Here is a 12,296-nt window from a genome sequence, read left to right as displayed (position 1 = left end):
GCGCGCGGGCACCGTCAGCGCGAAGCCGTATCGCCCGCCTGGGCGGCCCTCACCAGGTAGCCCGCCCCGCGCACGGTGCGGATCAGCGACTGGTCGGTGTCGCCGAGCTTGCGGCGGAGGTAGTAGATGTAGGTCTCCACGATCCCGGACTCGCCCTGGAAGCCGCAGCTCCACACGGCGTCGAGGATCTGTCCCTTGGAGACCACCCGGTCCGGGTTCTCCAGCAGGAAGCGGAGCAGTGCGAACTCGGTGGCCGAGACCTGGACCGGTCGGCCGTGCCGCCACACCTCGTGGGTGTCCACGTCGAGCTCGACCCAGCCCGCGCGCAGCCGGCGCCCGGCGGGCTCGGGGGCCCGGCCCCGGCGCAGCAGGGCGTTCACCCGGGCCGCGACCTCGTTGATGTCGAAGGGCTTGGTGACGTAGTCGTCGCCGCCCAGCGCCAGGCCCCTGATCTTGTCCTCGACCGCGTCCCGGGCCGTGAGGAAGAGGACGGGCGCGTCGACCCGGGCGGCGCGGAGCCTGCGGCACACCTCGAAGCCGTCGAGGTCGGGAAGCCCCACGTCGAGCAGGATCACGTCGGCCGCGCGTTCGGCGGCCGCGCTCACCGCCTCCTCGCCGGTGCCGGCCGTGACGACGTCGAAGCCCAGGAACTGCAGCGCCATCGCGAGCATCGAGGCGATGCTCGCCTCGTCCTCCACGACCAGCACACGGGGCGGCTGCTGGGCCGAAACGGTCACGTTCATGCCGTGGGTCACTTCCTCCGGGCCGGATTCCGGCCGTTGTCATGCAGAAGAGGAACGGATTATGTCATTCGGTGGAACCCGGACAACCCCTGTGACCGGATCGCGACGGTCCCGCCGCCGGCACACCGCGAGCGGCGGATGATCCCCCGTCAGGTGCGGCGTCCGGGTGTCCGGGCGATGCCTTGACAGGGGTGGGGGGCAGCTCCACACTGATGTTGCGTTAATCGCAATCCGTTCCGCCATACGCACCGAGGTGTCATGATGATTCCCGTGTGCCGGCTCGCGGACCTCCCGCGTGGCGAGGCCTTCCGGCTCGAAACCGACCCGCCCGTCGCGGTGTTCCACACCGAGGAGGGCGAGCTCTACGCCGTCGACGACACCTGCACCCACCAGGACGCGTCGCTCGCCGACGGCTGGCTGGAGGGCTGCGAGGTCGAATGCCCGCTGCACGCCTCGAAGTTCGACCTGCGGACCGGTGCGGTGGACGCGCCCCCGGCCCGGCGGCCCGTACGGACCCACGAGGTCGTGGTCGAGGACGGCACGATCCACGTACGGCTGTCGCCGGCCGTCCCGGGGCCGCCGTCGTGCGCGGCCGGCCGGCCCGCCGGGGGAGCCGGGTGAGGACAGTCCTCGTGGTCGGCGCCTCGCTGGCGGGGCTGTCGGCCGCGCGGGCGCTGCGTGCCCGGGGGTTCGACGGGCGGCTGGTGGTCGTGGGCGAGGAGCCGCACCGGCCGTACGACCGCCCGCCGCTGTCGAAGGAGTTCCTCGCGGGACGGGCCGAGGAGCCGGCGCTGGCGCTGGAGGCGGACGGGGAGGACCTGGGGGCCGAATGGCTGCTCGGCGCACGGGCCGTGGCGCTCGCCCCGAGCGCCCGCGGCGTCCGGCTCGCGGACGGCCGCTCCGTCACCGGGGACGGCGTCGTCATCGCCACCGGGGCGGCGGCCCGTACGCTGCCCGGCGCGGCGGCCGGATCCGGGGTGCACACGCTGCGCACCCTCGACGACGCCCGGGCGCTGCGGGCCGACCTGGCACGCGGCGGGCGGCTCGTCGTCATCGGCGGGGGCTTCATCGGGGCCGAGGTCGCCTCGACCGCTTACGCCCTCGGGCTCGACGTCACCGTCGTCGAGGCCGCTCCCACCCCGCTGTCGGGGCCGCTCGGCGAGACGATGGGCGGCGTCGTGTCCGGCCTCCACGCCGACCACGGCGTACGGCTGTTGTGCGGCACGGGGGTGCGCGGGACCGAGACGGACGGCGGGGGGCGGGTGGCGGCCGTCGTCCTGGCCGACGGCCGCAGGCTCCCCGCGGACACCGTGGTCGCCGGGATCGGGGCCCGCCCGTGCGTGGACTGGCTCGCCGGGTCCGGGATCCGGCTCGGCGACGGAGTCCTCTGCGGCGCGGACGGCCGGACGAGCCTGCCGGGCGTCGTCGCCGTCGGCGACTGCGCCGCCTGGTACGACCCGGCTGCCGGGGCGCACCACCGCGTGGAGCACTGGACGGCGGCGCTGGAGCGCCCGGCCACCGCCGTCGCCGCGCTGCTCCAGGGTGGCCCGGGCGGCGCGGGTGGCCCGGGCGGTCAACAAGCGCCCCGGGCGCCGTACTTCTGGTCCGACCAGTACGGCGTGCGCATCCAGTTCACGGGCCGCGCCGCGGGGGCCGACTCGGTGACGGTCGAGGAGGGCGCGCCCGAAGGGCGCGACGTGCTCGCCGTCTACCGCAGGGGCGGCGTGCCGGTGGCCGTGCTGGGGATGAACCGGCCCCGGTCGTTCACCCGTTGGCGCAAGCGGCTGGCCGCCCTCACGTCTTGACAGCGCCGGACCCGCGCCACATGCTGCAGTTGCGCAGTGCACACTCCGTTGCTCATTACACAACGTCCTGCAAGGAGTGCCCGTGACCCCCAACGGCCTGCCGGACAGCCTGATCGCCACCCTCCCCGGCTCCTACTACACGGACCCGGGGATCTTCGCCCAGGAGCAGGAGCGCATCTTCGAGGCGATGTGGTTCTGCGTGGCGCGCTCCTCCGAACTCGGTAGGCCGGGCGCCTTCAGGACGGTGGACGTCGGCCGCGAGAGCATCCTGGTCACCCGCTCCCGCGACCACGCGGTGCGGGCCTTCCACAATGTGTGCCGGCACCGCGGCGCCCGGCTGCTCACCGAGGAGGGCGGCGAGGTCAGACGGGCGTTCCAATGCCCGTACCACGCCTGGACGTACGACCTGGACGGCCGGCTCGTGGCGGCCCCCAACCTCACCAAGATGCCGGACGTGGGTCGCACCGAGTTCGGGCTCGTCCCCGTGCACGTCCGCGAATGGCTGGGCTACGTGTGGGTCTGCCTGGCCGAGGACCCGCCCTCCTTCGAGGAGCAGGTGGTCGCCGAGGTCGTGACCAGGCTCGGGGACGTGGCGTCCCTGGAGCGCTACGGCATCGAGGACCTGAGGGTCGGCCGGCGGATCGTCTACGACGTCCGGGCCAACTGGAAGCTCATCGTCGAGAACTTCATGGAGTGCTACCACTGCGCCACGATCCACCCCGAACTGACCGAGGTGCTGCCGGAGTTCGCCGACGGCTACGCCGCGCAGTACTACGTCGGCCACGGCGCCGAGTTCGGTGCGGACGTCCAGGGCTTCACGGTGGACGGCTCGCCCGGCCTGGCGCGCATACCCGGGGTCTCCGCGGACCAGGACCGCCGCTACTACGCGATCACCGTCAAGCCCCAGGTCTTCGTCAACCTGGTGCCGGACCACGTGATCCTGCACCGCATGTACCCGCTCGCGGTGGACCGCACCGTCGTCGAGTGCGACTGGCTCTACCTGGAGGAGGTCGTCGCCGAGGGCAGGGACCTCAGCCGCTCGGTCGAGCTCTTCGACCGGGTCAACCGCCAGGACTTCGAGGCCTGCGAGCGCTGCCAGCCCGCGATGTCCTCCCGGCTCTACGCCAAGGGCGGGGTCCTGGTCCCGAGCGAGCACCACATCGCCGGCTTCCACGACTGGGTGCACGAACGCCTCGGCACGGCTCAGCCCAGGTAGCCCATGCGGTGGCTGATCTCGGCCGCCCCGGCGACCAGCAGTGGCGCGAGTTCGCGCATGCGCTCCTGGGTGAATCGGTACGAGGGGCCGGAGGCGCTGACGGCGGCGATGACCTCGCCGTCGCGCGAGCGGACGGGGGCGGCCATCGCGTGCAGGCCGATCTCCAGTTCCTCCAGCGTGAAGGCGTACCCGCGCTCCCGGGCCCCGGCGAGGTCCTTCTCCAGCTTCGTCCGCGAGGTGAGGGTGTGCGGGGTCAGCTTCTCCAGGCCCGCGTCCGTGAGGAGTTCCGCGCGCCGCCCCGCCGGGAGGTGGGCGAGCAGGACCTTGCCGCTGGAGGTCGCGTGCAACGGGGTCAGCCGGCCGACCCAGTTGTGCGCGGTGACCGCCGCCGGTCCCCGCACCTGGTACAGGTTGATCGCGAAGTGCTTCTCCATCACGGCGATGTTGACGGTCTCGCCGATCTCCTCGGCGAGCCGCTCGCACACCGGCCGGCCCTGCTGCGTGATGTCGATGCGGCCGGTCACCGCGCCGGCCAGCCGTACGATGCCGAAGCCGAGCCGGTACTTGCCGCGTTCGCCCGCTTGCTCCACCAGGCCGCGTGCCTCCAGCGCGCCGAGCAGCCGGAACGCCGTCGACTTGTGGACCTCGATCTCGGCGGCGACCTCGCTCACGCCGGCCTCGCCGCGCCGCGCCAGGATCTCCAGCACGCTGATCGCCCGGTCGACGGACTGGACGCCGCCCGGCTGTGCACCGCTTGTTTCGGTATCTGCACTGAAGTTGCTCACAGCGAAACTATACGCGCGGTAAACAACGACGCGCCGATCCCCCGGACGGGGGCCGGGGGCGACCCCAATCCGCCATCGGGCGGGGCAAGTTGCGTCGTTCGCAACCTGGTGCGCATAGCGGCACCGTACTAGCATGCTGCGCCAGTCGACCTGTCGACCGCGCGACCGAGGCACGCCGGGCAGTCGGGACGAGTGAGACGAGTGAGACGAATGAGGCGAGGCTGACATGGCTCCCGATCAGTACGACTTCGTCATCGTCGGCGGGGGCTCCGCCGGCTGCGCCCTCGCGAACCGGCTCTCCGCCGACCCCGCCAACCGCGTGCTGGTCCTGGAGGCCGGCCGTCCGGACTACCCCTGGGACGTCTTCATCCACATGCCGGCCGCGCTCACCTTCCCCATCGGCAGCCGCTTCTACGACTGGGGCTACGAGTCGGAGCCCGAACCCCACATGGGCGGGCGGCGGATCTACCACGCCCGCGGCAAGGTCCTCGGCGGCTCCAGCAGCATCAACGGCATGATCTTCCAGCGCGGCAACCCCATGGACTACGAGCGCTGGGCGAAGGACCCCGGCATGGAGCACTGGGACCACGCCCACTGCCTGCCGTACTTCCGGCGCATGGAGAACTGCCTCGCCGCCGACGCCGACGACGCGTTCCGCGGCCACGACGGCCCGCTCGTCCTGGAGCGCGGGCCCGCCTCCAGCCCGCTCTTCCCCGCCTTCCTGGAGGCCGTCCAGCAGGCGGGCCACCGGCTCACCGACGACGTCAACGGCTACCGCCAGGAGGGCTTCGCGCCCTTCGACCGCAACGTCCACCGCGGCCGCCGGCTCTCGGCCGCCCGGGCCTACCTGGACCCGGTGCGCCGCCGCCCCAACCTGACGGTACGGACCCGGACCCTGGTCACCCGGGTCCTGTTCGAGGGCAAGCGCGCCGTCGGCGTGGAGTACGAGCGGCGCAGGGGCGTCCGCGAGCAGGTGCGCGCCCGCGAGGTCGTGCTGTGCGGCGGCGCGGTCAACTCGCCCCAGCTGCTGCAGCTTTCCGGGGTCGGCGACGCCGCGCGGCTGTCGGCGCTCGGCATCGACGTCGTCCACGACCTGCCCGGCGTCGGCGAGAACCTCCAGGACCACCTGGAGGTCTACGTCCAGTACGCCTGCACCCGGCCGGTCTCCATGCAGCCGTACCTGGCCAAGTGGCGGTACCCCTTCATCGGGCTGCAGTGGCTCTTCCGCAGGGGCCCCGCCGCCACCAACCACTTCGAGGCCGGGGGCTTCGCGCGCAGCAACGGGGACGTGGACTACCCCAACCTGATGTTCCACTTCCTGCCCATCGCCGTGCGCTACGACGGCTCCGCCCCGGCCGGCGGCCACGGCTACCAGGTGCACGTGGGGCCTATGTACTCCGACGCCCGCGGCTCGGTGCGGATCAGGAGCACGGACCCGCGCGAGAAGCCCGCGCTGCGCTTCAACTACCTCTCCACCGAGCAGGACCGCCGCGAGTGGGTGGAGGCGGTGCGCGTCGCCCGGGACATCCTCGGACAGCCCGCGCTCGCCCCCTTCAACGGCGGCGAGGTCTCGCCCGGTCCCGGCGTCGAGACCGACGAGGAGATCCTGGCCTGGGTCGCCAAGGAGGGCGAGACCGCCCTCCACCCGTCCTGCACCTGCCGGATGGGCACCGACGAGATGGCCGTGGTCGACCCGGCGAGCATGCGGGTGCACGGCACGGAGGGGCTCCGGGTGGTCGACGCGTCCGTGATGCCCTACGTGACCAACGGCAACATCTACGCGCCCGTGATGATGATCGCCGAGAAGGCGGCCGATCTGATACTCGGCCGTGAACCGCTGCCGCCCTCGAGGACGCGGTACTACCGGCACCGCGACGTGCCCGCCAACTGACCGCGCGGGCCGCCCCGTTCACGTGGTCAGGTTGTGCCGTACACGCCGTGAGACCCCTTGACGGCCGGTGGCCGGTCGGACAGGGTGTTCCACCACAAGCAATTCGATGCGCTATGTGCAACGAAGCGAGGACTCCGCGCGTGGCAGACCTGTACCTGGACGGAGAGTGGCGCGAAGCGGCGGCCGGAGGCCGCCGGGAGATCCGATGCCCCGCCGACGGAACCCTCGTCGCCACGGTCTCCGAGGCGACCAGCGCCGACGCGGACGCCGCGGTCGCCGCCGCCCGCGCCGCCTTCGACCACGGCCCCTGGCCGCGCACCCCGGAACGCGAGCGCGGCGCCCTCCTGCTGCGCACCGCGGACATCCTGGAACGGGACGCCAAGGACGTCGCCCGCGCCGAGTCCCTGGACACCGGCAAGCGGCTCGTGGAGAGCGAGTACGACGTCGCCGACGTCGTCGCCTGCCTGCGCCACTACGGCGGCATCGCGGGGACCTCCGCCGGACGGGTGGTGGACACCGGCCGCGACGACGCCGTCAGCCGCGTGGAGTACGAGCCGGTCGGCGTCTGCGCCCTGATCACCCCCTGGAACTACCCGCTGCTGCAGGCCTCCTGGAAGGTCGCGCCCGCCCTCGTCGCCGGCAACACCTTCGTCCTCAAGCCCAGCGAGCTGACCCCCTCCACCTCCGTGCTGCTGATGCGGGCCCTGGAGGAGGCCGGACTCCCGGCGGGCGCCGGCAACCTGGTCCTCGGCGCGGGGCCCGGGGCCGGCGCCCCGCTCGCCGAACACCCCGGCGTCGACATGGTCTCCTTCACCGGCGGCCTGGCCACCGGCAGACGCGTGATGGCCGCGGCCGCCGCCACGGTCAAGAGGGTCGCCCTGGAACTCGGCGGCAAGAACCCCAACGTGGTCTTCGCCGACGCCGACTTCGAGACGGCCGTGGACTTCGCGCTCACGGCCGTCTTCCTGCACTCCGGCCAGGTCTGCTCCGCCGGGGCCCGGCTGATCGTGCAGGACACCCTGCACGACGCCTTCGTCGACGAGCTCGTACGGCGCGCCTCGGCCATCCGCCTGGGCGGCCCCTTCGACCCCGCGGCCGAGACCGGCCCGCTGATCTCCGCCGCGCACCGGGACAAGGTCGAGGCGTACGTCGCCGCCGGGATAGCCGAGGGCGCCGTGCTGCGCTGCGGCGGCACCCGACCGGCGGACCCGGCGCTCCGGGACGGCTTCTACTACCCGCCGACCGTGCTCGACGACTGCGACCAGGGCATGCGCGTCGTCCACGAGGAGTCCTTCGGGCCCGTGCTGACCGTCGAACGCTTCACGGACGAGGACGACGCCGTACGCATCGCCAACGACACCGAGTACGGCCTCGCCGGCGCGGTCTGGACGCAGGACGCCGGCCGCGCGCAGCGGGTCGCCCGCCGGCTGCGCCACGGCACCGTGTGGATCAACGACTACCACCCCTACGTGCCCCAGGCGGAATGGGGTGGCTTCGGGCACTCGGGCGTGGGCAGGGAACTGGGACCGACCGGCCTGGACGAGTACCGCGAGCCCAAGCACATCTGGCAGAACATCCGACCCAGGCCGCAGCACTGGTTCCGCGGCTGACCGCCGAAGAGAGGCCCACCGTGACCCCAGCACCGACCGACGTGCCGCAGCGGCGCGGCCCGTCCCACGACGAGGACCAGGGCCGGGACCGGGACGCGGTCATCTCCGTGCGCGGGCTGTGGAAGGTGTTCGGGCCGAAGGCCGACAGGGTCCCGGGGTCGCCGGAGCTGTGCGGGCTCGGCCGCCGCGAACTGATGGAACGCACCGGCTGCACCGCGGCCGTGCGCGAGGTCGGCTTCGACGTCGCGCCCGGCGAGGTCTTCGTCGTGATGGGCCTGTCCGGCTCCGGCAAGTCGACGCTGGTGCGCTGCCTGACCCGGCTCGTCGAACCCACCGCGGGCGACATCGTGCTGGAAGGCGAGGACATCCGCGCCGCCGACGCCGGACGGCTGCGCGAACTGCGGCGCAACCGGTTCTCCATGGTCTTCCAGCACTTCGGCCTGCTGCCGCACCGCCGGGTCGTCGACAACGTCGCGTACGGACTGGAGATCCGCGGCATGGGCCGGGCCGAGCGCACGAAGCGGGCCCTGGAGGTCGTCGAACTGGTGGGCCTGGCGGGCTACGAGGACTCCTACCCCGACCAGCTCTCCGGCGGCATGCAGCAGCGCGTCGGCCTGGCCCGGGCACTGGCCGGGGACCCCGGCATCCTCTTCTTCGACGAGCCGTTCTCCGCACTCGACCCGCTGATCCGCCGCGACATGCAGAACGAGGTCATCCGGCTGCACCGCGAGGTCGGCAAGACGATGGTCTTCATCACCCACGACCTGTCCGAGGCCCTCAAGCTCGGCGACCGCATCCTCATCATGCGCGACGGCCGGACGGTGCAGTGCGGCACGGGCGACGAACTGGTCGGCGCCCCCGCCGACGACTACGTGCGCGAGTTCGTCAAGGACGTGCCGCGGGCCGACGTCCTGACGCTCCGCTGGATCATGCGCGACCCCCGGCCCGACGACGCGCTCGACGGACCCGAGTTCGGCCCCGGCGTCGTCGTGCGCGAGGCGACACGGGCCGTGCTCGCCGCCGAGAAACCGGTCAGGGTGGTCGAGGACGGACGGCTGCTGGGCGTCGTCGGCGACGAGGAGATCCTCGCCGTCGTCGCGGGCGCGGAAGGCGGCGCGTGATGGCCGTCGTCGCCTCCGGGACGCGGGAGCGGCCCGCACCCGTGCGGCTGCGCCGGCCGGCCGTGGTGGCGGGCATCGTCGTGCTGTGGCTGGTGCTCTTCGCGCTGCTGCGCGGCCGGCACACGCTGGCCCTCGCGGCCGCCGACCTGACCTCGCTGCACCGCTGGTTCAACGACGTCAACGACACCATCGGCGCGGACCGCAACAGCAACCCGCTGTTCCTCTACTTCTTCAACGAGATCCGGCTGGTCATCGACACCCTGGTGACCTTCGTGCAGACCCTGGTCTCACAGCCGCCCGACGGCCGTCCGGTGCCGCAGATCGGCTGGCTCGGCGTCGTCGCGATCGCCGGCTACGTCTCCTGGGCGCTGGGCAACTGGCGGGTGGCGCTGCTTGCCGTGGCGGGCTTCACCTTCCTCGGGCTGCAGGGCCTGTGGCAGGAGAGCATGGACACCCTGGCGCTCACGCTGTCGGCGGTGCTGGTGGCGCTGCTGTTCGGCATCCCGCTGGGGGTGTGGGCCGGGCTGTCGTCGCGGGCCGCCCGGGTCGTGACACCGGTGCTCGACTTCATGCAGACCATGCCGACCTTCGTCTACCTGGCCCCGCTCACCCTCTTCTTCCTCATCGGGCCCGCCTCCGCCACCATCGCCACGCTGATCTACGCGGCGCCGCCCGCCGTCCGCATCACCGCGCACGCGATCCGCTCGGTCCCGGCGACCACCGTGGAGGCGGCCCAGTCGCTGGGGTCCACCGGGGCGCAGACGCTCACCAAGGTGCTGCTGCCGATGTCCCGGCGCACGGTGGTGATGGGCGTCAACCAGACCATCATGGCCGCCCTGTCCATGGTGACCATCGCGGCCCTCATCGACGCGCCCGGGCTCGGCAAGACCGTCGTCCAGGCCCTGCAGTCGCTCGACGTCGGCACCGCCTTCAACGCCGGGCTCGCCATCGTCGTCATGGCCATCGTCCTGGACCGGGTCACCACCGCGGCCGCCGCCGGGACGGAACGGGCCCAGCGCTCCGGCGGGACGCCGCGCCGGTGGCGGGGGCCGCTGCTCGGCGCGGGCGCGGTCGCCGCGGCCGTCGCGGCCTGGCTGTCCCACACCTACGTCTGGGCCGCGGAGTTCCCCGGCGAGGGCGGGACGGGCCGCGCCCTGGCGAGCGCCGCCGACACCGTGACCACCTGGGCGCAGGACCATCTGTCCGGGATCACGGGCGGCATCCGCGACGTGCTCACCACGGCCCTGCTCAACCCCTTCCAGACCCTGCTCACCGACTCGCCCTGGTGGCTCACCGGCCTGGTGCTGGTGGCGCTGGGCACCGTACTCGGCGGCTTCGGCGCCGGCGCCACCGCCGCGGTGTGCGTGGGGCTGCTGGTGGGCACCGGACTGTGGCAGGACGCGATGACCACGCTGGCCTCGACCGTCGTGGCGACGTTGCTGGTGATGCTGCTCGGCGTCACGGTGGGCGTGTGGATGGGCCGCAGCGCGCTCGCCGACCGGATCGTCCGGCCCGGCCTGGACGCGGCACAGGTCATGCCGCCCTTCGTCTACCTCGTGCCCTTCCTCGCGCTGTTCGGCGCGAGCCGCTTCACCGCGATCGTCGCGGCCGTCGTCTACGCCGCGCCCGTGACGATGAAGATCGTCGCCGACGGCGTGCGCGGCGTGCCGGAGACGACGGTGGAGGCGGCGACGGCCGCCGGGTCCGGCACCTGGCAGCTCGTCACCAAGGTCCAGCTGCCGATGTCGCGCGCCGCCCTGGTGCTCGCGACCAACCAGGGCCTGATCTACGTCCTGTCGATGGTCGTGGTGGGCGGCCTGGTCGGCGCGGGCGCCCTCGGCTACGACGTGGTGGCCGGCTTCTCGCAGGGCGAGCTCTACGGCAAGGGGCTGGCGGCGGGTCTCGCCATCGTCTTGCTCGGCGTGATGTTCGACCGGATCACCCAGGCCGCGGCCGGGCGCACCAGCAGGGTGCCCGGCGGGCGCTAGGCAGGAGGCGGAAGACACATGACAACACACCTGACGGTGGCCGGCCGGTCCACGCGCGGGCGGGCCGGGGCGGCGACGGCCACGGCCCTGGCGCTCGGCCTCGTCCTGGCCGGCTGCGGCGGAGCCAAGGTCGGCGAGTCGGAGGCCGGTTCCGGCGGCTCCTCCGGCGCGTGCGGCACCTTCAACCTGGCGGTCAACCCGTGGGTCGGCTACGAGGCGGACGCGGCCGTCGTGGCGTACGTCGCCGAGGAGGAGCTGGGCTGCACGGTCAAGAAGAAGGACCTCAAGGAGGAGATCGCCTGGCAGGGCTTCGGCACCGGCGAGGTCGACGCGATCCTGGAGAACTGGGGCCACGACGACCTGAAGAAGAAGTACGTCGAGCAGCAGAAGACCGCCGTCGAGGCCGGCCCGACCGGCAACAAGGGCGTGATCGGCTGGTACGTGCCGCCGTGGCTGGCGAAGGAGCACCCGGACATCACCAACTGGGAGAACCTCGACAAGTACGCCGACAAGTTCCGCACCTCGGAGTCCGGCGGCAAGGGCCAGCTCCTGGACGGCGACCCGTCGTACGTCACCAATGACGCGGCCCTGGTGAAGAACCTCAAGCTGGACTTCAAGGTCGTCTACGCGGGCAGCGAGACCGCGCTGATCCAGGCCTTCCGGCAGGCCGAGGCCAAGAAGCAGTGGCTGCTCGGCTACTTCTACGAGCCGCAGTGGTTCCTGTCGGAGGTCCCGCTCGCCAAGGTCGAGCTGCCGCCGTACGAGGCCGGCTGCGACGCCGACGCGGAGAAGGTGGCCTGCGACTACCCGGTCTACGACCTGGACAAGATCGTCAGCAAGAAGTTCGCGGCCTCCGGCAGTCCGGCCTACGACCTGGTGAAGAACTTCAACTGGACCAACGAGGACCAGAACCTCGTGGCCAAGTACATCGCCGTGGACAAGATGACGCCCGAGGCCGCCGCCGAGAAGTGGGTGAAGGCGAACCCCGGCAAGGTCGACGCCTGGATCAAGTAGCGCCGCGTCCCACCCCCTCGTCGTGCACCGACCCCGTGCCCGGCGGGCTGCTCCGACAGCCCGCCGGGCACCGTCGTTCCCCGGTCCCCGCCCTGCCCTCCGGGGGCCTGCGCGACGGCCTCC

The 12,296-nt window shown here is 72.6% G+C and carries 10 protein-coding genes; 8 read left to right on the top strand and 2 right to left on the bottom strand.

Annotation, left to right across the window (positions count from 1 at the left end; translation table 11 throughout):
* Positions 1-14: 14 nt before the first annotated feature.
* On the bottom strand, positions 15-743 hold the full coding sequence (locus tag ACZ7MY_RS19815; protein ID WP_499603259.1) for a response regulator transcription factor: 729 nt from the start codon (positions 741-743) through the stop codon (positions 15-17).
* A 258-nt stretch (positions 744-1,001) separates the two neighbouring features.
* Between ACZ7MY_RS19815 and ACZ7MY_RS19810 the strand changes: the two genes are divergently transcribed.
* From ACZ7MY_RS19810 to ACZ7MY_RS19800, 3 genes are all read left to right on the top strand, one after another.
* Positions 1,002-1,364 (top strand): bifunctional 3-phenylpropionate/cinnamic acid dioxygenase ferredoxin subunit, encoded by a 363-nt coding sequence (locus ACZ7MY_RS19810; RefSeq protein WP_499603258.1) that lies wholly within the window; start codon positions 1,002-1,004, stop codon positions 1,362-1,364.
* A complete protein-coding gene (locus tag ACZ7MY_RS19805; protein ID WP_499603257.1) occupies positions 1,361-2,548 on the top strand; it encodes an NAD(P)/FAD-dependent oxidoreductase in 1,188 nt (395 codons plus the stop codon). Before ACZ7MY_RS19810 ends, ACZ7MY_RS19805 begins: the two co-directional genes overlap by 4 nt.
* 82 nt (positions 2,549-2,630) lie before the next feature.
* Positions 2,631-3,764, top strand: coding sequence for an aromatic ring-hydroxylating oxygenase subunit alpha (locus ACZ7MY_RS19800; protein WP_499603256.1), 1,134 nt, complete (start codon positions 2,631-2,633; stop codon positions 3,762-3,764).
* On the opposite strand, the gene ACZ7MY_RS19795 is transcribed toward ACZ7MY_RS19800, so the two are convergent.
* Positions 3,752-4,549 carry an IclR family transcriptional regulator gene (locus tag ACZ7MY_RS19795; RefSeq protein WP_499603255.1) on the bottom strand — a complete coding sequence of 266 codons (798 nt, stop codon included), beginning with the start codon at positions 4,547-4,549 and terminating at the stop codon, positions 3,752-3,754. The genes ACZ7MY_RS19800 and ACZ7MY_RS19795 overlap by 13 nt on opposite strands.
* 226 nt (positions 4,550-4,775) lie before the next feature.
* Between ACZ7MY_RS19795 and betA the strand changes: the two genes are divergently transcribed.
* The 5 genes from betA to ACZ7MY_RS19770 all read left to right on the top strand — a co-directional run bounded on the left by betA (position 4,776) and on the right by ACZ7MY_RS19770 (position 12,173).
* Positions 4,776-6,440: a choline dehydrogenase gene (gene betA, locus ACZ7MY_RS19790; RefSeq protein WP_499603254.1), complete on the top strand. Its 1,665-nt coding sequence runs from the start codon at positions 4,776-4,778 to the stop codon at positions 6,438-6,440.
* 140 nt (positions 6,441-6,580) lie between these two features.
* Positions 6,581-8,050 (top strand): aldehyde dehydrogenase family protein, encoded by a 1,470-nt coding sequence (locus ACZ7MY_RS19785; protein WP_499603253.1) that lies wholly within the window; start codon positions 6,581-6,583, stop codon positions 8,048-8,050.
* A gap of 20 nt (positions 8,051-8,070) precedes the next feature.
* On the top strand, positions 8,071-9,171 hold the full coding sequence (locus ACZ7MY_RS19780) for a quaternary amine ABC transporter ATP-binding protein (protein ID WP_499603252.1): 1,101 nt from the start codon (positions 8,071-8,073) through the stop codon (positions 9,169-9,171).
* On the top strand, positions 9,171-11,159 hold the full coding sequence (locus ACZ7MY_RS19775; RefSeq protein ID WP_499603251.1) for an ABC transporter permease: 1,989 nt from the start codon (positions 9,171-9,173) through the stop codon (positions 11,157-11,159). The genes ACZ7MY_RS19780 and ACZ7MY_RS19775 overlap by 1 nt, the downstream gene beginning before the upstream one ends.
* An 18-nt stretch (positions 11,160-11,177) precedes the next feature.
* On the top strand, positions 11,178-12,173 hold the full coding sequence (locus ACZ7MY_RS19770; protein WP_499603250.1) for an ABC transporter substrate-binding protein: 996 nt from the start codon (positions 11,178-11,180) through the stop codon (positions 12,171-12,173).
* Positions 12,174-12,296: the final 123 nt, after the last annotated feature.

It is taken from the genome of Streptomyces sp. NPDC111520 (assembly GCF_055635295.1).
The sequence above is the reverse complement of the archived record's forward strand: the minus strand, read 5'-3'. Positions and strand labels throughout refer to the sequence as shown.

What these genes read in the sequence shown, in the direction of transcription:
- ACZ7MY_RS19770 (WP_499603250.1), top strand. Translation starts at nt 11,178, where the DNA reads ATGACAACACACCTGACGGTGGCCGGCCGGTCCACGCGCGGGCGGGCC.
- ACZ7MY_RS19815 (WP_499603259.1), bottom strand. Translation starts at nt 743, where the DNA reads ATGAACGTGACCGTTTCGGCCCAGCAGCCGCCCCGTGTGCTGGTCGTG.
- betA (WP_499603254.1), top strand. Translation starts at nt 4,776, where the DNA reads ATGGCTCCCGATCAGTACGACTTCGTCATCGTCGGCGGGGGCTCCGCC.
- ACZ7MY_RS19775 (WP_499603251.1), top strand. Translation starts at nt 9,171, where the DNA reads ATGGCCGTCGTCGCCTCCGGGACGCGGGAGCGGCCCGCACCCGTGCGG.
- ACZ7MY_RS19810 (WP_499603258.1), top strand. Translation starts at nt 1,002, where the DNA reads ATGATGATTCCCGTGTGCCGGCTCGCGGACCTCCCGCGTGGCGAGGCC.